Source organism: Nocardia sp. CDC159 (assembly GCF_023740735.1).
In the GTDB taxonomy this organism is placed as follows: domain Bacteria; phylum Actinomycetota; class Actinomycetes; order Mycobacteriales; family Mycobacteriaceae; genus Nocardia; species Nocardia pulmonis.
Genome location: NZ_JAMRXH010000003.1, coordinates 342,474 through 364,178, shown reverse-complemented (window position 1 = coordinate 364,178; position 21,705 = coordinate 342,474). Strand labels below are relative to the sequence as shown.

Below are 21,705 nucleotides of genomic sequence, written 5' to 3'. Positions count from 1 at the left end.
GAATTAACAGATACCTTTGGTACAGCAGCCCCGATGCCGAGTCGGACGTTACCAGGAGGTAGGCCCCGGAAAATGGGGCCATGGCACCGGGGTTTAACCGTCGGGCGGTGCGAAAAGGCAAGGTGAGACGACTTTTTGGAGGAATCCTTCCGGCATATTCGGATAGGGGGTGATAGGGGCCGCGGCGAACCTGTTTCGGTACCGCGCGGCACAGGTATTCGCGAGTGTGTCGGACCGGCCTGGCATAGTTCGATCACGATGCGATCCGATGACGACGACGGCGCGACGCCGCTACCGACTTCGCTTCTGAGCGTGCTGCTTTCGTGGCGCTCGGCCCAGGCGCTGGACGCGCACGCCCTGCTGCTGGGTGCGGACGGGCGGGTGCGGTCGCGCCACGACGCGGTGTTCTTCAACGCGCCGCGCCATCCCTCGCAGGCGGTGACGTTGGACCAGCGCCCCGAGCCGCGCACGGCGCGGCTGTCGGTGTCGCTGCCGCGCACCGTGCCCGAGGTGGGGTGCCTGCTGATCGCGGGCTCGGTGCCCGAGGGCGAGCTGGCCGCGCTGGCCCGACCCACGCTGACGGTGCTCGATGCCGAGGGACCGGTGGCGCGCTGCGACATCGTGGCCGCGCCCGGGGCGCGGGCGGCGGTGTTCGCGCGGATCTTCCGGCGCGACGGGCGCTGGTGGTTTCGCGCCGACGGCACCGGATTTCCCGGCGCGGCCGAGCTGTTCGCCGCCTTCGGGGTGCCGCGCGGGGTGGAGCTGGCACGCGACGAACCCGCCGCCCGGATCGACGACCCGACCCCGCCCCCGGCCGATCCCCGGCCGGACTGGCAGCCGGATCCCGACGACGCCGCCGCGCTGCGCTGGTGGGACGGCGCGCGCTGGACGGATTCGACGATCCCACGGCCGCCGCGGGATCCGCGGATCTGCGTGCGCTGCGGCCGCCGCCGAGGCTGGCGCGTACTCGGCACGCCGGCGCCGTGCCGGGCGTGTGCGGGAGAGGTCGAGCGCTACCTCGAGGGTTGGCGGGCGCGCGCGTGGCGCGTGCTGACCGCCACCGGACCACACGGGCGAGCCTGGGACGAGCTGTGGACCGCGCTGCGATATCGGCGCATCGATGCCGAGACCGGCCGCACGGCACTGCGCGGCCCCGGGCTGGCGTATGTGGAGCGACTGGCCGCGTTCGTGATCGCCGACGGCGAGGTCGGCCCCGACGAACTCGACGACTTCGAGGCCACCGTCGCGGCGCTGGCGCTGACCGGGGCGCAGGTGGAGGACCTGCGCCGCCGGCTGCAGCGCGGCCGCACGCTGTCGCGGCTGCGCGCGGGAGAGCTGCCGACCGTGCGCGCGCCCGGCCTGCATCTGGATCCGGAAGAGGCGGTGCACCTGGACATTCCGGCGATCCGCGTCCGGCAGCTGGCCCGCGGGCCGCGACCGACCGAGGGGCGGCTGGTCTGCTCCAGCCGCAAGCTGCGCTTCATCGGCCCCGAGGCAGGCGTCGAGCTGCCGTGGTCGCGCATCGTCTCGGTGACGGCCGACGAGCATACGGTCGTGGTGGCGGCCACCTCCGCCCGCGGTGGCGCCACCTTCGAAGTCGAGGATCCAGACCTGGTCGCGGCCGCGCTGGAAGGCGCGCTGCGCGTGGCCAAACGGCTGACCCTCGCCCCCGGCCGCCGGGACCGGCGCTCCATTCCACCCGAGCTCAAGGCCCAGGTGTGGCAGCGCGACGGCGGGCGCTGCGTGGACTGCGGTGCCACCCACTATCTGGAATTCGACCACGTCATCCCGCTCAGCCGAGGCGGCGCGACGAGCGCGGCGAATCTGCAGATCCTGTGTCGGGCATGCAACCGAGCCAAGGGCGCACGGATCTGATACGACGGCCGGTGGGCCGGGCCCGGGAGCACCGCGCTGTGCCGCCAGTTTCCGGCACACGCCTCGTTGCGCGTACCTGCCGCCGTCTGTCCCAGCATGGCTGTTGGACAGCTCGTCCAGTACCGGGATTAACCCCTGGTCGACCCTGAAACCTCGCGCATCCCATCATTGGGGAGATATCCGGCACAAAGCGGGGTCAGGGCACCCCGAGCAGGTCCAGCAGTACGCCCTGCAACACCGCGAGCACATCGTCGGTCTGCTCGTCGGCGGTGCCCTGGGTGTGCGCGGCGACGGTGAAACCGAGTCCGATCGATGCCGAGGCGACCTCGGGCGGGCCGAAATCCGACCAGCCCCACTTACTTCCGAGCACACCGGGCAGTTTCGCGGTGCCCCAGTCCTGTTCGGTGCCGTCGGCGGCGATCGGTTCGGCGTCGGCCATCCAGGTCAGCAGGAGTGAGCCGCGATCGCTGCGCATCTTGATCGCGAGGAAGTCGGCGAGATCGGCGGTGGAGGTCAGCGCCGAGCCCCAGTCCGCGCCGCCGACGGTGTCGGCGAGGTGGTATTCGGCTGCCACCGCATCGATCGCCCGCGGGTATTTGGCCGCCAGCAGGCTCGCGGCGGCATCGTCGGAGCGGCGAATCATGCGCTCACCCAACTCCCGATCCGCGGCCGATCCGTCTCCGTGCCGCAGCGCGTAGTCGACCATGTACAGCTTGACCATCGACAACCCGTTGCGCCGCTCGTGCTCGTTGGCGGTGCCCCACCGGACGCTGGGAATGATCCAGCGGAACGACAGGGCCGTGCGCGGTGGGACCAGTGCCGGGTCCGGGAGCGTCGACATGCCGCTGCCCGGCCCGGCGGCCAGCAGCACGCCACCGGCCAGCAACCCCGCCATCAGCGCCCGATAAGTCATCCCTCGCCTCCGCGGTCCGTCCCCTTCGGAACCACTATGTGGCCCGAATAGACCGATTCGCCGGATTTGGGGGTGGTGATTGTCCAGGTGGTTCAGCGACCGTTCTTGGTGCGCGAAAGACGTTCCGCAACGGCCGATTCACCGCCGGAGAGGCCGCATCCTCGCGACATCCGTTGTTTCTCAGCAGCGTTTCGCCCGGGGACGCCGCGATCGCCGCGACACCGCGACTAGGCCTGCAGGGGAGCGATCGACCGCGATCGCGCCGCCTCGGTGACCGCGCGCAGCGAGGCCGCGGCCTTGAGCACCATCTCCTGGTACTCCTGCTCCGGATCGGAGTCGAGGACGACGGCGCCGCCCGCACCGATGCGCCAGCGGCCGTCGTGGCGGACGGCCGTGCGGATGACGACGTTCAGATCGGCCGTGCCGCCGAGGCCCAGGAAGCCGATGGTGCCGGAATAGATTCCGCGCGCCTCGGTCTCGAGCGAGTCGATGATCTCGAGGGTGCGCAGTTTGGGCGCGCCGGTCATGGAGCCGCCGGGGAAGCAGGCGCGCAGGCAGGCGACGGCGTCGATGTCCGGGCGCAGCCGCCCCCGGACGGTGGTCACCAATTGATGCATGGTCGTGTAGGTCTCGGCCGTCATCAGGTGCGGTACGTGCACGCTGCCCAGTTCACACACCCGGCCCAGATCGTTGCGCAGCAGGTCGACGATCATGAGGTTCTCGGCGCGGGTCTTGGGGTCCAGCTCCAGGGCGCGGCGCAGGTTCTCGTCCGCGTCGGGGGTGCCGCCGCGCGGGGCGGTGCCCTTGATCGGGCGGCTCTCCACGGTGCGGACGCGATCCACCTTCAGGAACCGCTCGGGCGAGGAGCAGGCGACCTCGAGGTCGGCGAAGCGCAGGAAGGCCGCGTACGGGGCCGGATTGCATCGGCGCAGCACGCGATACACCTCCAGGCCGGGGCAGTCGGCGTCGACGTAGGTGTTGTCGGTGAGGTTCACCTCGTAGGTCTCCCCGGCCCGCAGCTGCGCCTCGATCTCGGCGATATCGGCCAGATAGCGGTCGCGTCCGCGGGTCAGCCCGTCGGCGACCGCGCGTTCGTCGGCGGCCAGCGGCAGCGGCACCGGTGCGGCCGCATCGGGTAGGTCCGCGAGCGCGGCGCGAGTGGCGGCCAGCCAGTCCCGGCCCGTGGCAACGGCGTTCGCGTCGGCGAGGGCGATCAGATGGGTGCGTCCGGCGAGGTGATCGACCACCACGAGCCGATCGGCGAAGATCCACTGGGCGTCCGGCATGGGCGAGCGATGGCCCGGGGCGGCCCCGCAGTCGGCCTTCACCTCGTAGCCGAGGTAGCCGACATAGCCGCCGACGAAATCGAAGGGTACGTCCGGGAACTCGATCCGATACCTGGCCAGTTCCGCGGACAGATGGTCGAGCACCGTCCCCGCCGCGAGGCGGCTGCCCGAAACCGAATCGACGCGCACGAACCCGTCGCCCACCCGATACCGCACCACCCGCGCCAGCGGCCCGGCCGCGTCACCCAGATAGGAGAACCGGTCCATCCCCGTCACGAGATGCGCGCTGTCGAGCCAGAACGCGGTCGCCGACTCCGCGTACAGCCGCCCGAACACCGCCTCGGTATCCACCGCCCGCTCGATCACCTCGTGCAGTACGGTCAGGCGGACCGGTGAATCCGTCTGGGCCACGGGCGTTTCCGCGGGCCGGGACGGCGGCCGCGGCGTCGAGCGGCGACCGGCGGACTCCCGGGTGAGCCGGGCGAAATTTCGCAGCAGCGCCGCGCCGTACGCACTGGAGATGGATTCGGGATGGAACTGCACCCCCCACTGCGGTCGATGCCGATGGCGCACACCCATGATCACCCCGTCCGGTGCGGTCGCGGTGATCGCCAGGGCGTCGGGCAGCGGTCGCGCCGCGCACAGTGAGTGATACCGCACGGCGGTGAAATCCTGGGGCAGCCCGGCGAACAGATCGCGCCCGTCGTGGCCGATGTGCTCGGGATGGCCGTGCCGCGCGGCCGGGGCCGCGACGACCGCGCCACCGGCGGCCAGCACGATGCCCTGATGGCCCAGGCAGACGCCGAGCAGCGGTAAGTCGCAGTGCTCGATCAGCTGGCGGGAAATGCCGAAGTCGCGGGCGATGTCGGGGCGACCGGGGCCGGGGGAGATGACGACATTGTCGAACCGGTCCAGGTCCAGTTCGGTGAGCTTGTCGACCTCGTCGTTGCGCACCACCACCGGCTCGATCCCGTTCACCGCACCGATCAGGTGGAAGAGGTTGTAGGTGAACGAGTCGTAGTTGTCCACCAGCAACGTGCGCAGCGGACCGGTTCCCTCGGCGGCCCCTGCGCGCCAACGGGGCCGGGTCGTGCTCATCCGATCACCGTAGCGGGTCCCGGCGAACCGAGGGCAGACCACATTGATGGCAGGTGCCCGCAGTTGTGACGCGATCGTGGTGCACAATGTGGGACATGTCTGTGGTGCAACCGGCCGCGGTGGCGCGGGATGTGGTCGATTTCGGAATCGTCGGCAAGTGGATGGACGAGCAGGGCCTGCCCGCCGGGGATTTCGAGGAGGTGACCCCGCTCGGCGGCGGCACCCAGAACATCATGGTGCGTTTCACCCGCGGCGGCCGCGACTACGTCCTGCGGCGCGGCCCGAAACACCTGCGCGCCAAGAGCAACGAGGTGATCCGCCGCGAGGCCCGCCTGCTCGGCGCGCTGGACGGGACCGGCGTGCGCGCGCCCCGGGTGATCGCCGCCTGCCCCGACGAGTCGGTGCTCGGCGCGGTGTTCTATCTGATGGAACCGATCCACGGCTTCAACCCGGCCAATGAACTGCCCGAACCGCATGCGAGCGATTCGGAGATCCGCCGCCGGATGGGCCTGTCGGCGGTGGAGGCCATCGCGCGGCTGGGCGCGCTCGACTACCGGGCGCTGGGGTTGTCCGACTATGGCAAGCCGGAGGGCTTCCTGGAGCGGCAGGTGCCGCGCTGGCTGGCCGAACTCGAGTCCTACACCGCCAACGAGGGCTATCCGGGACCGGAGATTCCGGGCGTGGATCGGGTGGGCGACTGGCTCGATCGCCACCGCCCGGCGCAGTGGACGCCCGGCATCCTGCACGGCGACTGCCATCTGGCGAACATGATGTTCTCCTATGACGGCCCGCAGGTGGCGGCCATGGTCGACTGGGAGATGTCGACCATCGGTGATCCGCTGCTGGATCTGGGCTGGCAGATCGCGACCCGGCCCGAGCCCGGCACCACCGGTTCGGCGCTGGTCGGCAAGCTCGGCGCGGTGGGCGGGCTGCCCACGGCCGAGGAGATGATCGCCCACTACGGCGAGTTCTCCGAACGCGATCTGAGCGCGGTGACCTGGTATACCGTGCTGGCCTGCTTCAAGCTCGGCATCGTCCTCGAGGGCACGCACGCCCGCGCGTTCGCCGGTAAGGCGCCCAAGCAGGTGGGCGACTTCCTGCACGCGATCACGCTGGAGCTGTTCGAGAAGGCGCACCGGCTGATCGAGTGACCGCATCTCGTCGAGGATTGGCAGTTTATTTGTGGCGGTAAACTTTCCGCCAGTTTAGGTTTGGTCCATGCCGATCGTTCCCGATGCCAAGGACTGGACCTGGGTCCTGGAAAAGCCGTGCCCCGAATGCGGATTCGACGGGCCCGCGACCGCTTACGAGGCCGTGCCCGGGCTGGTGCGCGACGCCGCCGGACGATTCGGCGCGGTGCTGGAACGTGCCGATGCGACGGTGCGCCCGGACGATTCGACCTGGTCGGCGCTGGAATACGCCGCGCACGTGCGCGACGTGTGCCGGGTGTTCGTCCACCGGCTCGACGTCACCCTCGGCGGCCCGGGTACGCCACCCGAGGTCGCGGGATTCGAGGGCAAGGTCGGATTCGCCGACGGCCTACCGGTTTTCGAGAACTGGGATCAGGACGTCACGGCCGTGGCGGGCCGCTACGGTGAGCAGGATCCGGCCACCGTCGCCGCCGAGCTGGCCGTGGCCGCCGAAACCGTCTCCGGCGCTTTCGAATCCGTGCCCGTCGCCGAGCGCGGCCGGGCGGCCCGGCGCAGCAACGGCTCGCTGTTCACCGTCGACTCCATGGCCACCTACTTCGTCCACGACCTGATCCACCACCTGCACGACGTTCACGCCTGAGCGCAGCGCACCACCGTCCGGTGCAGATTGCGGGCCCGCACATCGTCGAGGACGGCCATGCCGAGGCGGTTCATGGTGTAGCCGAAACCCAATCCCGTACTGGGATCGGCGAATCCGACCGAGCCGCCGAAGCCGGTGGTGCCGTAGGCGCGTTTGTCGGAGCCGAAGCGGAACGAGCCGCGCGACTTGCGGAAGCCCAGGTGGTAACGGCTACGGGTGAGCAGGATCAGATCCTCGGCGGGCACGTCGTCGGCGGTCTCGGCGGCGGCCAGCCGGTCCAGCACGGCGTCGTCGATGGGCAGTTCGCCGGTGCGGGCGGCGGCCGCGCCGTACACCCGGGCCAGGGCGCGGGCGGTGCCGACACCGCCGGAGCCGGGATGTTCGACCCCGAGGTATTCGCGCCGGGCCGCCCGCGCGGCCGCGCCGAGGCGGGGGCTGTTGAGCGCCCGATAGGTCGCCCCGCGCCGGGCGTACAGCTGCATTCCGATGCGCAGTGGCAGATCTCGCTCGTAGCGCGGCACGTCCAGCCCGGTCGTGGCCGACAGTGTGGCGATGCGGTCCATAGGCTCGCTCTCGGGCAGCCCGATGAAGAAATCCAGACCCAGCGGCGTCGCGAACTCCTCGGCGAACACGCGGCCCAGAGTGCGCCGCGCCGGATCGACCCGGCGGATGAGTTCGCCCTGGTACAGGCCCGCGGTGATGGGGTGGTAGCCGTGCCTGGTCCCCGGTCGCCAGTGCGGTTTCTGCACCGCCAGGACCTCGGCCAGCGCATCCAGATCGCCCAGATCGCGCAGCCGCACCACGCGATCCAACTCCGGAATTCCCGCCCGATGGTCGATCAGCTGCCGGACGGTGATCGATTCCTTACCGTGGCAACCGAATTCGGGCCAGTACCGCGCGACCGGCGCCTCGTAGTCCAGCAGGCCCCGCGACACCGCGTGCGCGAGCACGAAGGCCGCCATGCCCTTCGTGGAGGAGAACACCGGCACCATGGTGTCGCGCTCCCACGGCAGGGTGCGCGCGCGATCGCGATATCCGGCCCACAGGTTCACCACCGGCCGGTCACCGGCGTAGACCGCGACGGCCGCCCCGATCTCGCCGTGCCGCTCGAAATTGCGCCGGAACGCATCGGCGACCGGTCCGAAGCCTGTGTCCACATCGCCGTGGATCCGGGGTGGTGCAGTCATGATGGGCTCGATGGTAGCCGCCGGGCCGGTCGCCGTAGGCTCGTCCCCGTGCGAGCACTGGAGCAGATTCGACAGTGGCCGGTTCGGCATGCGGCGGCGGGTGTGGTGACCGCGCGGGGCGCCAGCGCGAGCGAGGGGGACGCCGATCGGGTGTTCGCGCTCGCCTCGGTGACCAAACCCCTTGCGGCGTACGCGGTTCTGGTCGCGGTGGAGGAGGGTGCGATCGACCTGGACCAGCCGGCCGGTCCACCGGGCTCGACCGTGCGCCATCTGCTCGCACACACCTCGGGCCTGGCCTTCGACACGACGGTGATCATGGCCGAGCCCGGCGCCAAGCGGATCTACTCGAGCGCCGGATTCGAGGTGCTCGCGCGCTTCGTGGCCGAGCAGACCGGTATCGCGTTCGAGGACTATCTGCACGAGGCCGTATTCGAGCCGCTCGAAATGAAATCCTCGCTGCTGCGCGGGTCGGCGGGCCATGCCGCGCGCTCGTCGCTGGCGGATATGCTGCGATTCGCCGAAGAGTTGCTGCATCCCACACTGTTGTCCGAGCAGACGCTCGCCGAGGCGACTTCGGTGCAATTTCCGGGAACGGGCGGCGTGCTGCCGGGTTATGGCTCCCAGCGCCCCAACGATTGGGGGCTGGGATTCGAGATTCGCGATCACAAGACTCCGCATTGGACCGGTGCGGCCAACTCGCCGCGCACCTACGGTCATTTCGGTCAGACCGGCACGTTCCTGTGGGTCGACCCCGCGGCGGGCGCGGCATGCGTGGCTTTGAGCGACGAAAACTTCGGCGATTGGGCGCGGGCGGCGTGGCCGCCGCTCAGTGACGCGGTCCTGGACGAGATCGCAACGTCACACAACACGGCCGAAAAGTAACACCCGTAACTTCGGGCACTCCAGTAAACTCGGGCCACGCCGGCTCGACGGGTCGTTGGGGAAGACGTCACACGTCGAGGCTGGAGGTGTACTTGTGCGCGCATCGAATCAGTTCGCGGACGCGACGGCCGGTGCCGTGTACATTCATTCGTCGCCCGCGGCGCTGTGCCCGCACATCGAGTGGACGCTCTCCTCGACGCTGAAGGCACCGGCGAAATTGCGCTGGACATCGCAGCCCGTGGCGCCGGGACAACTGCGCGCGATCACCGACTGGGTCGGTCCGGTCGGCACCGGCGGACGGATTGCCAATGCATTGCGGGCTTGGCCGGTTTTGCGTTTCGAGGTGACCGAGGACCCGAGTGAAGGGGTCGACGGCGAACGCTTCAGTTTCGTGCCCGGACTCGGTCTGTGGTGCGGTGCGATGAGTGCGAACGGCGATGTGGTGGTGGGGGAGATGCGGCTGCGCGCGATCGTCCGGGCCGCCCGTGAGCGCGGCCGCCACAGCGCCGCCGAGATCGCCGCCGATATCGACCACGCGCTCGGGACCGCCTGGGACGACGAGCTCGAACCGTATCGCAGCGGGGGCGAGGGCGCGGAGGTCACCTGGCTGCGCCGCGACGTGGGGTGAGCACCCGAGTGTCCGGAGCGGTCACCGGATGACGCCGATTCCGGTGCGGCCGTAGGCCTCTCGCCTGCGCGAATTACCCGGCGTGTGCTGCAGACGGGCTCGTCCGGCGGCCGGGGCCCGCGGTCGCTGTGGCACAGTTTCCCCAAGGACAGGAGGGGAGTACTGCCATGGAGGGAGCGCGGGTTCTCATCGAGACCCTGGGGGAGAGCGAGGACTGGTCGGTGCTGGCGGTCGACGATCGCCTGACCGAGTGGCGCTCGCCGACGCGATTGTTACCGCCCGGCGGGCTGCGACTTGTGGCACAGGCCCACGAGCGGCGCGAGCGGGTGCAGATGCGGCTGGCCGGGCACGGTCTCGGGGAGCACACGGTATCGGCCGGTCCGGTCTTCGGTCCGGACGGCCGCGTGCACGCCGTACAGGTGCGGATCGCCGCCGACGGCGAGCCGCTGCCGGAGCCGTACGCCGTTGCGGCGTTCGGCTATTCCTCGCAGGCGTGCTCGATCCGGCTGGGCCGGCCCGCATTCGACTGGCCGCTGCCGCGCGATCGGTCGAGTTGGACCGTGCCGGAGGCGTTCCGGTACGTCGAGCGCTTCGACGGTTCGATGGAGCTGATCCTGCGGACCGTCGAACCGGTCGCGGGCAGCCGCTGGTCCGGTGATGTCACCGCCCGCCTCGGCCACCGGTTGCGCCGCTACCGGCTGGCGGTGCGCAACGGCGTCGGCGCGGCCGCGTACTGCTGGCGCGGCCTGATCCAGGACATCACGCAATACCGTGCGCCCGAAGAGATTTCGCTCGACGGCGCCGCGCTGTCGGTGCTGGGACAGCAGGCCGCGGGCAACGGTCACCTGGTGCTGGCCGACGCCCGGCAGGTGCGCCTGATCCGCTGGATAACCGACCCGGTGCCCGGCATTCAGTGGAAGGGCATGGTCGACGACCGCGACACCCCACATCCCGACGATGTGGCCCGCATCCTCGCCGAGGTGGACCGCGTGACCCGCGACGGCCGCACCCACGGCCGGGTGGATGGGGTGCGCCTGCGCCGGATGGGCGGCGGCTGGACGGTCGTGGACGCGGTCGGCACGATCATTCCGACCCCGGATACCGCCCGGCTCATGCTGCTGGAACTCACCGTCGTCGGCAGCTCCGACGATCCGGACCCGACCGAGTCCCGAGGCGATGAATAGAAAAGGGGTGGGCGGCCCGAGGGCCGCCCACCCCTTGTGGCACCACCGCTTACAGCGGAATGTTCTTCAGGTGCGAGGGCTTCGACGGCGCCGCGGCCAGGGCGGCGGCGATGGTGGAGCGGGTCTTGGCCGGATCGATGACCTCGTCCACGACGCCGATCGCCAGCGCGCGCCCGACGCCGCCCGCGATCTCCTCGTGCTCGGCGGTGAGGCGCTCGAGCAGGGCCTCGCGCTCCTCCTCGGGCGCGGCGGCCAGGGCCTTCTTGTGCAGGATCTGCACGGCGGCCTTGGCGCCCATGACCGCGACCTCCGAGCCGGGCCAGGCGTACACCGCGGTCGCGCCGAGCGAGCGGGCGTTCATGGCGATGTAGGCACCGCCGTAGATCTTGCGGGTCACCAGGGTGACGCGCGGGACGCGGGCCTCGGCGAAGGCGTGCAGCAGTTTGGCGCCGCGGCGCACCACACCCTCCCACTCCATGCTCACGCCGGGCAGATAACCGGGCACATCGGTGATCACGACCAGCGGAATGCCGAAGGAGTTGCACAGTCGCACGAAACGCGCTGCCTTCTCGGCACTTTCGGAGTCCAGGCAGCCGCCCAGGTGCAGCGGATTGTTGGCCAGCACACCGACCGTGCGGCCCGCGAGGCGGCCGATGCCGGTCACCATCGAGCGGGCGTAGCCACCCTGGAGCTCCTCGAAGGAGCTTTCGCCGTCGACGTTGTCGAGCAGCTCGTGGATGATCGGCTTGACATTGTAGGCGCGCCGGGCCGACTCGGGCAGCAGGGCCTGCAGGTCGACATCGCCGTGTTCGGCGGCGACCGGATCGAATTCGCCCTGCTCGGCGAACATCGACACCAACCGGCGGGCGCGGTGCATGGCATCGGCCTCGTCGTCGGCGGTGATATGACTGACGCCCGACTTCTTGCCGTGGGTGACCGGACCGCCCAGGGTGGCCATATCCACGTTCTCGCCGGTGACCGAGCGGACGACGTCCGGGCCGGTGACGAAGATGCGGCCCTCGGGCGCCATGATCACGATATCGGTGAGCGCGGGGCCGTAGGCCGCACCCCCGGCGGCGAAGCCGACCACCACGGAGATCTGGGGGACCAGGCCCGAGGCGCGCACCATGGCCTCGAAGACCAGGCCGACCGCGTGCAGCGATTCCACACCCTCGGCCAGGCGAGCGCCGCCGGAGTGCCAGATGCCGACCACGGGAACCTTGGAGTCGATCGCGGTATCGATCGCGTCGACGATGTGCTTACAACCCTCCACACCCATCGCGCCACCCATGACGGTGGCATCGGAGCAGTAGGCGACCGTGCGCACCCCGTCGACCTCGCCGATGGCGGCCAGCACGCCGGAGCGGTCCCGCGGATGCAGCGGCAGCACGGTTCCGGGGTCGAAGAAGCGCTGCAACCGGCCCAGCGGATCACGGGGATCGGTCGTGGTGTCCGTCTGGGCGGGGGCCATGATGGTCATCGCGTAATCTCCTCGCGTGGATCTGGAGTCGCTGACGCGGCTGCAAAATGTCGTTGTCCTGGTGTGGTTTTCAAGCTACGAGTACGTGCTCGAAAACCACACCAGGACCGCTGCAGTGGTGACCGTTACCGGAAATCAGTAGCGGCCGAAGGCGAGCGCGACATTGTGCCCACCGAAACCGAACGAGTTGTTGATCGCGTACTCGATGTCCTGGCGGCGAGCCTCGCCGTGCACGACATCCAGATCGATCTCCGGATCCTGGTTCTCCAGGTTCAGCGTGGGCGGCACGATGCCGTCGCGGATGCTGAGCACGGTGAGCACCGACTCGAGGGCGCCGACGGCGCCGATCGAGTGGCCCAGGGCGGACTTGGGCGCGTAGACCGAGGCGTGCTGCACGCCCGCCTTGTGGATCGCGTTGGCTTCCGCGGTATCCCCGATCGGGGTGGCGGTCGCGTGGGCGTTGATGTGGGTGACGTCCTTGGGCGACAGTCCGGCGGTCTGCATCGCACGCTGCATGGCGCGCGCCGCGCCGCTGCCCTCGGGATCGGGGGCAACCAGGTGGAAGCCGTCGGAGGTGATGCCCGCACCCAGCAGCCGCGCGTGGATGGTGGCCCCGCGCGCCTTGGCATGCTCCTCGGTCTCGATGACCATGAGCGCACCGGCCTCACCGAAGACGAAGCCGTCGCGATCGGAGTCGAACGGACGCGAGGCGCCCTTCGGATCGTCGTTGCGGGTGCTCATCGCGCGCATCATGGAGAACGCCGCGATAGGCACCGAGTCGATGTAGCCCTCGACGCCGCCGGTGACGACCATGTCGGCGTCACCCATGACGATCATCCGCCAGGCGTTGGCAATGGCCTCGGAGCCGGACGAACATGCCGACACCGGCGTGACCACTCCCGCCCGGGCCTGCAGCTCCAGGCCCACAACGGCGGACGGTCCGTTCGGCATGACCATCTGAACGGCCAGCGGCGAGATCTTGCGATAGCCGCCGGTCTTCAGCTTGTCGACCGAATCGACGAGGGCATCGCCGCCGCCGAGTCCGGTACCGATCGCGACGCCGAGGCGTTCGGGATCGACCTCCGGGCTGCCGGCGTTCTTCCACACCTCGCGACCGAGCACGGTCGCGAGCCGCTCGACATACGCCATGCGACGGATCTCAACCCGGCTCAACAGGGTGTCCGGGTTGACCTTGAGGTGACCGCCGATGCGAACCGGCAGGTCGTATTCCTCGATGAAGGAATCCTCGAGCGTATCGATACCGCTCTCGCCGTTGAGGAGTCCCTTCCACGTCGCATCGACATCGCCCGCGATCGACGTGGTCGCCGCCAGGCTCGTTACGACGACGTTGGGGAAGTTCCCGTTCTTGGTGGAAGGAGTGGTCACGTTGTCGGCCCTTACTCGGCGTGCCCGAACTTGGCCTTCAGCTCCTCGGCCGCCTCGGAGTTCTCGGCCTCGAGCTTCTGGATGTAGGCGACGGCGTCGCCGACGGTCTTCAGGCTGGCGAGGTCCTCGTCCGGAATCTTGACGCCGTACTTGTCCTCGGTCTGCACCGCGATCTCGACCATCGACAGCGAGTCGATGTCCAGGTCGTCGACGAAGGACTTCTCCAAGGTCACCTCGGACGGCTCGATGCCGGTCACTTCTTCGATGATCTTCGCGAGCTCTTCGACGATCTGTTCCTGGGTCAGAGCGGCCACTTCGTGGCTCCCTTCTTGTTACTCTCTGGGGTCCGTTTTCTTTTTCGGTACGAGCCCGGCTTTTGTTTCCGCCGGTCCCGGTCGGGTCCGCATCGTTGCGGGCCGCGACGAAAGCTAGCTGGTTGCCGAGACTGTCGACAACTCCGCCAACGCAGCAATATCTTCCGGCGTCTTCAATGCCAGATTGGGCGTGCCCTTCAGCTCCCGCTTGGCGATACCGACCAGAGTTCCGGCCGGTGGCAGTTCTGCCACCGCGGAGACTCCCGCCGCGCGGAGGGTCTCGGTGCACAGATCCCACCGGACGGGCCGGGTCACCTGTGCGGCGAGCTTCTCGATGGCGTCTGAGCCCGAGTCGACCGGCTTTCCGTCGAAGTTCGACAGGAGAACCCGGGTCGGTTCGCCGGGAGTGATCCCAGAGATGGCCTCTGTCACAGCGTTCTGGGCGGGTGCCATGAACGCGGTGTGGAACGCTCCGGCGACGGACAGCGCGCGAACACGCGCCTTTTCCGGCGGATTGTCCGCCAGTTCCGCCAACGCATCGAGCCGACCAGCCGCCACGATCTGACCGGCCGCGTTGCGGTTGGCCGGAACCAGGTCGAGCTCGGCGAGCCGGGCGAGCACGGCGGCCTCATCACCGCCGAGCACGGCGGACATTCCGGTCGGCTCCAACGCGCACGCCTTGGCCATCTCCGCACCGCGGATACCGGCCAGCCGCACCGCGTCATCAGCGGAGATGACACCGGCGACAGCAGCGGCGGCGAGTTCGCCTACCGAGTGTCCGGCGACGATCGTATCCCTCGGAATCGCTTCCGACGGGATTTCCGCGTACGCCAGCAGCGCCGCGGCCACGACCAGGGGCTGAGTCACCGCGGTGTCGGTGATCTCCTCCGCCGTGGCGGTGGTGCCGAGTCGCAGCAGGTCCAGGCCGCAGGCCTGGGACCAGAGGTCGAGGCGGTCGCGCGCGCCGGGAAGATCGAGCCAAGGCGCGAGCATGCCTGGGGTCTGTGAGCCCTGTCCAGGGGCGAGCAACGCGATCACGCCCTCTACAAAACACTGTGGGAAGCCCATCCGGAGATGTCGACGCGAATGAAGCTTGTCGACCGCTTTTGTGTGGACCCCACAAAACGGCAAGTGAGATGTCGCGATCGACCGATTCCCCCTCGGCGTTACAGCCGATCTTCGTAAAAGGTGTCAGAGGCCTCTTCTGTGACAGTTGACGGCGTTTCGTTACGCATTCGTGTCAGTCGACCCACTGTTGCGGCGATCCGGAGTACGTAGGCGTCGCGCGGATTGACGGGATCTCGGCCGGTGATGTCGGCGATGCGCTTGAGTCGGTAGCGAACCGTATTTGGATGAACGTACAGCTGCCGGGCGCACGTCTCGACGGCTCCGCCGCAATCGAGATAGGCGTCGAGGGTGTCCGACAGGGCCGATCCGGCGGCGGCCAACGGTAGCACAAGATACTCGTTGAGAGCGTCTATCGCAGCACGGTCCCCGAGCAGTGCGCGTTCGGGCAGCAGTTCCGAGGCGTGCACCGGGCGTGGCGCGCCGCGCCAGCCCACGACCGCCTCCATACCGGCCATCGCCTCGACCGCGCTGATATGCGCGGCCGACAGCGTCCGGGTGGTCGGGCCGATCACCACGGGCCCGTCGGAGAAGACCTCGGCCAGCAGCTCGGCCAGGAACGGCGAGGGGTAGCCGCCCTCGCCGAGATGGCCGCTGACGACCATGACCAGCCGCGAGCCCTGCACCACGGCCAGCGCCGCGTTGCCGTGCCGGGCGGCGATGGTGTGCACCGAACCGACCACGGCCACCTGGTCGTTGACCGGCGTGCCGACCAGCACGGTCGCGGGCGCGGTGGCGTCCCAGTTCAAGGTCGCCGCGCGGGAGAGCATTTCGGGTCCGGTGTCGCCGCGCACCACGGCGTCGACGACCAGGGCCTCGAGCCGGGTGTCCCAGGCGCCGCGGGATTCCGCCGCGCTGGCGTACACCGAGGCGGCGGCGAAGCCGAGCTCGCGGCCGTAGCGCAGCACCGCCTCGGTCAGCGCGACCAGCTGCCGGTCGTTGCGGGCCAGGGCGGGCAGCCACTGCTCGAAGAACTCCATGGCGACCCGGACCATGTCCACGGTCTGGCGCAGCGTCAACCGTCGCGCGAGGTCCTGCGGGATCACCTGGAAGGCGTCCAGGGAGAAGCGGATATCGCTCTCGGGGTCCTGCAGCCACTCCAGGAAGTTGACCACCGCGGTCTGCACCAGCATCTGCACGCCCGCGCGCTGAGCGGCGTCCAGATCACCGAAGAACGGCAGCCGGTCCTCCATCGAGGCGATGGCCTCGGTCGACAGCCGCCCCGACAGCTGCCGCACCCGCTTGAGCAGGGTGTCCGGCAGCGGGTCCCGGTTCTGCCGATTCGGGGACAGGGCCCCGGTCGGCAGATAGACCTCGTGGTGTTCGGACGTGCCCTCGGAGATCCGCCGAGGCCGCGGCGGTTTACGTTCCACCATGCAATATTCCCTTGCGGCGATTACGCCGCCACAGGCCCCCTATATGTGGGCGTGCCGCCCCGGCCAAGAGCGCGCCGGGGCAATCGAGGGCTGAGCCCACATCTCTCACGCCAGCTGTTCCTCGGTGCTCTCCGACTTCGGCGCCGCGTCGACATCGTCGATGCGGTAGCGGGCCGCGGCCTCGGCGACCTTGGCCTGGTCGAACTTTCCGGCGCGGGCCAGGGCCTCGAGCGCGGCGACCACGATCGACTGGGCGTCGACGTTGAAGACGCGGCGAGCGGCCGGACGGGTGTCGGAGAAGCCGAAACCGTCGGTGCCGAGGGTGGTGTAGTCGCCGGGCACCCACTTGCGGATCTGATCCGGCACCGAGCGCATCCAGTCCGACGCCGCGACGAACGGCCCCTGTGCCCGCGAAAGCACCTGCGTGACATAGGGGGTGCCCGCGTCGGCGGCCGGGTTGCGCAGGGTGGTGATCTCCTTGGCCAGCGCCTCCTTGCGCAACTCGCTCCACGAGGTCACCGACCACACATCGGCCTGCACACCCCACTCCGAGGCCAGCAGCTCCTGCGCCCGCAGCCCGTCGGGCACGGTCACCCCGGCCACCAGGATCTGCGCGCGCACCTCGCCCTCGCCGCCGCGCCGGTAGAGATAGATGCCCTTGAGCAGACCCTCGACATCGAGGTCGTCGGGCTCGGCGGGTTGGGCGTAGGGCTCGTTGTAGAGGGTGATGTAGTAGAAGATGTTCTCGCCGCCGAAGCTGTCGTTCGGCATGTGCGGGTTGGTGCCCGGCAGTGCCGTCGACTCGGGCGCGGGCTTGCCCCCGCCGTACATCCGGCGCAGGCCATCGCGCACGATGTGGGCGATCTCGAAGGCGAAGGCCGGATCGTAGGCCACCACAGCGGGATTGGTGGAGGCCAGCAGCAGCGAGTGGCCGTCGTTGTGCTGCAGACCCTCACCGGTCAGCGTGGTTCGCCCGGCGGTTGCTCCGAGCACGAAGCCGCGCGCGAGCTGATCCGCCGCGGCCCACAGCCCATCGCCGGTGCGCTGGAAGCCGAACATCGAATAGAAGATGTAGAGCGGGATCATCGGCTCGCCGTGGGTGGCGTACGAGGTGCCGGCCGCGGTGAACGACGCGGTCGAACCGGCCTCGTTGATGCCCTCGTGCAGAATCTGCCCCGCTTGACTCTCTTTGTAGGCGAGCATCAATTCCGCGTCGACCGATGTGTACAACTGGCCGTTGCGGTTGTAGATCTTCAACGAAGGGAACCACGAGTCCATGCCGAAGGTGCGGGCCTCGTCCGGGATGATCGGGACGATCCGCTTGCCGATCTCCTTGTCGCGCAACAGCTCCTTCATCAACCGCACGAAGGCCATCGTGGTGGCCACGTTCTGCTTGCCCGAGCCCTTGCGGACCGAGCGGTAGGGCTCGTCGCCGGGCAGTTGCAGAGGCTTTGCCGCAGAACGCCGTTCGGGCAGGAACCCGCCGAGCGTGCGGCGACGGTCCAGCATGTACTGGATCGCCGGATCGTCCTTGCCGGGGTGATAGTACGGCGGCAGCTTCGGATCCGCCTCCAATTGCGCATCCGTGATCGGAATGCGCTGCACATCGCGGAAGGCCTTGAGGTCGTCCAGCGTCATCTTCTTCATCTGATGCGTGGCGTTGCGGGCCTCGAAGTGCTTGCCCAGACCGTAACCCTTGATGGTCTTGGCCAGGATGACCGTCGGCTGGCCCTTGTGCGCCAGCGCCGCCGCGTAGGCCGCGTAGATCTTGCGGTAGTCGTGGCCGCCGCGCTTGAGGTTCCAGATCTGTTGATCCGACAGGCCTTTCACCAGTTCCTTGGTGCGCGGATCGCGGCCGAAGAAGTGCTCGCGCACGTAGGCGCCGTCGTTGGCCTTGTAGGTCTGGTAGTCGCCGTCGGGGGTGGAGTTCATCAGGTTCACCAGCGCGCCGTCGCGGTCGGCGGACAGCAGCGCGTCCCACTCGCGGCCCCAGATGACCTTGATCACGTTCCAGCCCGCGCCGCGGAAGAACGACTCCAGCTCCTGAATGATCTTGCCGTTACCGCGCACCGGGCCGTCGAGGCGCTGCAGGTTGCAGTTGATGACGAAGGTCAGATTGTCCAGGCCCTCGAGCGCGGCCACATGCGCCAGGCCGCGTGATTCCGGCTCGTCCATCTCACCGTCGCCGAGGAAGGCCCACACGTGCTGATCGGAGGTGTCGGTGATGCCGCGGTCGTGCAGGTAGTGGTTGAACCGGGCCTGGTAGATCGCGTTCATCGGGCCCAAACCCATGGAGACCGTGGGGAATTCCCAGAAGTCGGGCATCAGCCGCGGATGCGGATACGACGACAGGCCGTGGCCAGGGCCGCCGTGGCTGTACTCCTGGCGGAAGCCGTCGAGCTGACTTTCGCTCAGGCGGCCCTCCAGGAACGCACGGGCATAGACGCCGGGGGAGGCGTGGCCCTGAATGAAGATCTGGTCGCCGCCGCCGGAGTGGTCCTTACCGCGGAAGAAGTGGTTGAAGCCGACCTCGTAGAGCGCCGCCGAGGAGGCGTAGGTCGAGATGTGACCGCCCACAGCGATTCCCGGGCGCTGCGCGCGATGCACCATGACCGCGGCGTTCCAGCGGATCCAGGCCCGGTAGCGGCGCTCGACCTCCTCGTCGCCCGGAAACCAGGGCTCGTTCTCGGTGGGGATGGTGTTGACGTAGTCGGTCGAGGTCAGCGCGGGGATGGCGACGTGGCGCTCACCGGCGCGCTCCAGCAGGCGCAGCATCAGATAGCGCGCCCGGCCGGGGCCCTCGCGGTCGAGCATCTCGTCGAACGATTCCAGCCACTCGCCGGTCTCCTCCGGATCGATGTCCGGTAGGTACGACGCCACACCCTCACGGATCACCCGCACACGGGCGCCGCTCGGCTTGCGGACCGATCCCGGTTCGGCGGCAGCACCATTGGGGGCGGAACTCGACGACATCGGGTGCATCAGGTCGGTCAAAATCAATGCTCCTCGTACAGGGGTGGACGATGGCTCTGACCCCGGGTAGCCGCTCCGGTAGGCAGCGGCTATCCGTCGATTGCGGTTGGGGCGCATCTCACATCCTTGTCGATGATGCGTCCCCGGTCATCATGTCAGTCGGAAATCCAGTACCGTTCGCTAGGCGGCGCGGTCGGTCGCGACGGGCCCGGAGGCGCAGCCCGGTCAACCAACGTCCGATCCCGCGGGCGCCGCCATCGGACACCGTCGAGGCATCGAGAAGCGGGGAGATGATGAAACTGCTGAACCCACGTGGGTTCGGGTTGGCGTGCGCGACCATCGCGGTCGGCACCGGACTGGTGGTTGCGGGTTGTTCCAACGCTGTCCACGGTACCGCCACCGTGGACCAGGCGGATGCCGCGGCGTATCGGACCGAGATGGCGTCGTCCTCGGCGGCGGCCACCTCCTCCCGCCGCGCGGCCGCCCAGGCGAAGGCGGTGAGCGACAACTGCACTCCGTTCCGCGACACCACCGGGGTGGCGGTCACCAAGTACAACGAGTTCGTCGACGCCCACGACAACAACGCCCCTGATCAGGACGCCAAGCGCGACGCCTCCGCCGAGACCCTGGAGAACGCGGCCAAGACCGTCGAGGGGCGGGTGAGCGCCGCCGGCGATGCGCTGCCGCCGGATCTGGCCCAGAAGTTCACCGATTACGTCGTGGCCGCCCGCGCGCTGGCCGCCGAGGCGCGCAAGATGACCTATACCGCGCCGGTCGGACCGCTGAACGATGCCAGCAAACGGGTCAACGATGCGCTCAACGAGGTGCGCAACGCCTGTCCCGCGCGTTGATTTTCACCATGTCCGCGCGACATTTCCGTGGATAATTGGCCGGATCGGCTTGCGTTGCGGCGGATAACCATGTTCGCTTGCAATGACCTGACTGTCGGGAGTTGAGGAGGACACCACCGTGGTCGCCGCGGCGGACGCGCAGAACTACGCTCAGAAGCTTGGCATCAAGCACGACATGGTGGTCCAAGAACTGGGCTGGGACGAGGACACCGACGACGACCTGCGGGCCGAGGTCGAGGAGACCATCGGCTCCGAGCTGCTCGACGAGGACACCGACGAGGTTGTCGACGTCGTGCTGCTGTGGTGGCGCGATGGCGACGGTGATCTGGTCGACGAATTGCTGAATGTCATCACCCCGCTCGCCGACGATGGCGTGGTGTGGGTGCTCACTCCCAAGACCGGGCAGCCCGGCCACGTCGATCCGAGCGAGATCGGCGAGTCGGCGACCCCCGCGGGCCTGACGGCAACCACGCCGGTCAGCCTCGGCACCTGGACCGGGACCAAACTCACCCAGCCCAAGACGCCCTCGAAGCAGCGCTGATCGCTGCCTTGGCTAAGGTTTCGCGGGGCGGCAGTGTGCCATGCTGCCCGGCGGACGTCGCCACGACGAACACGAGGGAGGACTGCGCATGCCGCTCGAAGTGGGCTCGGTCGCGCCGGATTTCACGCTGAAGGACCAGAACAACCAGGACGTGACCCTGTCGGACTACCGCGGGCACAAGAACGTCCTGATCGTGTTCTACCCCCTGGCCTTCACCGGCATCTGCCAGGGCGAGCTCTGCAAAGTACGTGACGAGCTGCCCAAGTTCCAGAACGACAACGCCGAGATCCTCGCCATCTCCGTCGGCCCCCCGCCCACCCACAAGATCTGGGCGGCCGAACAGGGCTACACCTTCCCCCTGCTCTCCGACTTCTGGCCGCACGGCGCGGTAGCCCAGGCCTACGGCGTCTTCAACGACCAGTCCGGCTACCCCAACCGCGGCACCTTCGTAGTCGACAAGGACGGCATCATCCGCTTCGCCGAAATGAACGGCCCCGGCGAGCCCCGTGACCAGGCAGCTTGGGAGAAAGCGCTCACTGCGTTAGATTCGTAAACCGCCGCGTCCACCAGGACCGGCCCAACCTCCACCCACCCGGGGAGGTTCCAGGGCGTATAGCTCAGTGGTAGAGCACTGGTTTTACACACCAGCGGTCGGGGGTTCGAACCCCTCTGCGCCCACCAGGATTTCCTACTTCCATCGCTCCGGATGGAAATCGTCCATATAGAAACGTGGATATAACGGCTCGTGCGGTGCCTGCGCAATTCGCGATTGGCAGTTCTTCGGCGCGATGAGCTTCATCCGGACTTTCGCCTGC

At 68.8% G+C, this 21,705-nt stretch carries 19 protein-coding genes and 1 tRNA gene; 11 read left to right on the top strand and 9 right to left on the bottom strand.

What is annotated here, in order from left to right:
* Positions 1-258: 258 nt before the first annotated feature.
* Entirely contained in the window at positions 259-1,875 is a 1,617-nt protein-coding gene (locus tag NDR87_RS08635) for a TerD family protein (protein ID WP_251910600.1), read from the top strand.
* Positions 1,876-2,071: 196 nt separating this feature from the next.
* On the opposite strand, the gene NDR87_RS08630 is transcribed toward NDR87_RS08635, so the two are convergent.
* Both NDR87_RS08630 and pabB read right to left on the bottom strand, forming a co-directional pair.
* Positions 2,072-2,788 carry a hypothetical protein gene (locus NDR87_RS08630; protein ID WP_251910599.1) on the bottom strand — a complete coding sequence of 239 codons (717 nt, stop codon included), beginning with the start codon at positions 2,786-2,788 and terminating at the stop codon, positions 2,072-2,074.
* 227 nt (positions 2,789-3,015) lie between these two features.
* Positions 3,016-5,172, bottom strand: a complete 2,157-nt coding sequence (gene pabB, locus NDR87_RS08625; protein WP_251910598.1) for an aminodeoxychorismate synthase component I — start codon at positions 5,170-5,172, stop codon at positions 3,016-3,018.
* A 101-nt stretch (positions 5,173-5,273) separates the two neighbouring features.
* On the opposite strand from pabB, the gene NDR87_RS08620 reads away from it, so the two are divergent.
* A complete protein-coding gene (locus NDR87_RS08620; protein ID WP_372494125.1) occupies positions 5,274-6,323 on the top strand; it encodes a phosphotransferase family protein in 1,050 nt (349 codons plus the stop codon).
* 67 nt (positions 6,324-6,390) lie between these two features.
* Positions 6,391-6,963, top strand: a complete 573-nt coding sequence (locus NDR87_RS08615; protein ID WP_251910596.1) for a DinB family protein — start codon at positions 6,391-6,393, stop codon at positions 6,961-6,963.
* Here NDR87_RS08615 and NDR87_RS08610 read toward each other — a convergent pair.
* Positions 6,954-8,150, bottom strand: coding sequence for a serine hydrolase domain-containing protein (locus tag NDR87_RS08610; protein ID WP_251910595.1), 1,197 nt, complete (start codon positions 8,148-8,150; stop codon positions 6,954-6,956). The genes NDR87_RS08615 and NDR87_RS08610 overlap by 10 nt on opposite strands.
* A gap of 48 nt (positions 8,151-8,198) precedes the next feature.
* Here NDR87_RS08610 and NDR87_RS08605 point away from each other — a divergent pair, with 48 nt between their 5' ends.
* From NDR87_RS08605 to NDR87_RS08595, 3 genes are all read left to right on the top strand, one after another.
* Entirely contained in the window at positions 8,199-9,032 is an 834-nt protein-coding gene (locus NDR87_RS08605; protein ID WP_251910594.1) for a serine hydrolase domain-containing protein, read from the top strand.
* Positions 9,033-9,126: 94 nt separating this feature from the next.
* Complete coding sequence (locus NDR87_RS08600) at positions 9,127-9,660, top strand: DUF3145 domain-containing protein (RefSeq protein WP_251910593.1); 534 nt, start codon at positions 9,127-9,129, stop codon at positions 9,658-9,660.
* A 167-nt stretch (positions 9,661-9,827) separates the two neighbouring features.
* Complete coding sequence (locus tag NDR87_RS08595) at positions 9,828-10,844, top strand: GAF domain-containing protein (protein WP_251910592.1); 1,017 nt, start codon at positions 9,828-9,830, stop codon at positions 10,842-10,844.
* Between the two features lie 49 nt (positions 10,845-10,893).
* Here NDR87_RS08595 and NDR87_RS08590 read toward each other — a convergent pair whose 3' ends face one another.
* Positions 10,894-12,324, bottom strand: a complete 1,431-nt coding sequence (locus NDR87_RS08590) for an acyl-CoA carboxylase subunit beta (RefSeq protein WP_251910591.1) — start codon at positions 12,322-12,324, stop codon at positions 10,894-10,896.
* A gap of 16 nt (positions 12,325-12,340) precedes the next feature.
* Between NDR87_RS08590 and NDR87_RS37220 the strand changes: the two genes are divergently transcribed.
* Positions 12,341-12,466 carry a hypothetical protein gene (locus NDR87_RS37220; RefSeq protein ID WP_286013237.1) on the top strand — a complete coding sequence of 42 codons (126 nt, stop codon included), beginning with the start codon at positions 12,341-12,343 and terminating at the stop codon, positions 12,464-12,466.
* Here NDR87_RS37220 and NDR87_RS08585 read toward each other — a convergent pair.
* The 5 genes from NDR87_RS08585 to aceE all read right to left on the bottom strand — a co-directional run bounded on the left by NDR87_RS08585 (position 12,460) and on the right by aceE (position 19,498).
* Positions 12,460-13,710, bottom strand: a complete 1,251-nt coding sequence (locus tag NDR87_RS08585; protein WP_251910590.1) for a KasA/KasB family beta-ketoacyl-ACP synthase — start codon at positions 13,708-13,710, stop codon at positions 12,460-12,462. The two genes, NDR87_RS37220 and NDR87_RS08585, sit on opposite strands and share 7 nt — an antisense overlap.
* Before the next feature lie 11 nt (positions 13,711-13,721).
* A complete protein-coding gene (gene acpM / locus NDR87_RS08580) occupies positions 13,722-14,024 on the bottom strand; it encodes a meromycolate extension acyl carrier protein AcpM (RefSeq protein WP_195111597.1) in 303 nt (100 codons plus the stop codon).
* Between the two features lie 114 nt (positions 14,025-14,138).
* Entirely contained in the window at positions 14,139-15,062 is a 924-nt protein-coding gene (locus tag NDR87_RS08575; protein ID WP_251910589.1) for an ACP S-malonyltransferase, read from the bottom strand.
* A gap of 128 nt (positions 15,063-15,190) precedes the next feature.
* Entirely contained in the window at positions 15,191-16,525 is a 1,335-nt protein-coding gene (locus tag NDR87_RS08570; protein ID WP_251910588.1) for a CdaR family transcriptional regulator, read from the bottom strand.
* 105 nt (positions 16,526-16,630) lie between these two features.
* Complete coding sequence (gene aceE, locus NDR87_RS08565; RefSeq protein ID WP_372494124.1) at positions 16,631-19,498, bottom strand: pyruvate dehydrogenase (acetyl-transferring), homodimeric type; 2,868 nt, start codon at positions 19,496-19,498, stop codon at positions 16,631-16,633.
* 290 nt (positions 19,499-19,788) lie between these two features.
* Here aceE and NDR87_RS08560 point away from each other — a divergent pair, with 290 nt between their 5' ends.
* From NDR87_RS08560 to NDR87_RS08545, 4 genes are all read left to right on the top strand, one after another.
* Positions 19,789-20,349: a hypothetical protein gene (locus NDR87_RS08560; RefSeq protein ID WP_251910586.1), complete on the top strand. Its 561-nt coding sequence runs from the start codon at positions 19,789-19,791 to the stop codon at positions 20,347-20,349.
* A gap of 118 nt (positions 20,350-20,467) precedes the next feature.
* On the top strand, positions 20,468-20,890 hold the full coding sequence (locus tag NDR87_RS08555) for a DUF3052 domain-containing protein (protein ID WP_251910585.1): 423 nt from the start codon (positions 20,468-20,470) through the stop codon (positions 20,888-20,890).
* A gap of 88 nt (positions 20,891-20,978) precedes the next feature.
* The gene (locus tag NDR87_RS08550) at positions 20,979-21,443 is read left to right on the top strand and encodes a peroxiredoxin (protein ID WP_251910584.1); all 465 of its coding nucleotides are present in this window, start codon (positions 20,979-20,981) and stop codon (positions 21,441-21,443) included.
* Positions 21,444-21,496: 53 nt separating this feature from the next.
* Positions 21,497-21,571: transfer RNA gene (locus NDR87_RS08545), tRNA-Val, on the top strand.
* Positions 21,572-21,705 lie beyond the last annotated feature (134 nt).

Coding starts and splice junctions, on each gene's coding strand:
- NDR87_RS08560 (WP_251910586.1), top strand. CDS start 19,789: ATGATGAAACTGCTGAACCCACGTGGGTTCGGGTTGGCGTGCGCGACC.
- pabB (WP_251910598.1), bottom strand. CDS start 5,172: ATGAGCACGACCCGGCCCCGTTGGCGCGCAGGGGCCGCCGAGGGAACC.
- aceE (WP_372494124.1), bottom strand. CDS start 19,498: ATGTCGTCGAGTTCCGCCCCCAATGGTGCTGCCGCCGAACCGGGATCG.
- NDR87_RS08550 (WP_251910584.1), top strand. CDS start 20,979: ATGCCGCTCGAAGTGGGCTCGGTCGCGCCGGATTTCACGCTGAAGGAC.
- NDR87_RS08570 (WP_251910588.1), bottom strand. CDS start 16,525: ATGGTGGAACGTAAACCGCCGCGGCCTCGGCGGATCTCCGAGGGCACG.
- NDR87_RS08630 (WP_251910599.1), bottom strand. CDS start 2,788: ATGACTTATCGGGCGCTGATGGCGGGGTTGCTGGCCGGTGGCGTGCTG.
- NDR87_RS08635 (WP_251910600.1), top strand. CDS start 259: ATGCGATCCGATGACGACGACGGCGCGACGCCGCTACCGACTTCGCTT.
- NDR87_RS08590 (WP_251910591.1), bottom strand. CDS start 12,324: ATGACCATCATGGCCCCCGCCCAGACGGACACCACGACCGATCCCCGT.
- NDR87_RS08610 (WP_251910595.1), bottom strand. CDS start 8,150: ATGACTGCACCACCCCGGATCCACGGCGATGTGGACACAGGCTTCGGA.
- NDR87_RS08615 (WP_251910596.1), top strand. CDS start 6,391: ATGCCGATCGTTCCCGATGCCAAGGACTGGACCTGGGTCCTGGAAAAG.
- NDR87_RS08595 (WP_251910592.1), top strand. CDS start 9,828: ATGGAGGGAGCGCGGGTTCTCATCGAGACCCTGGGGGAGAGCGAGGAC.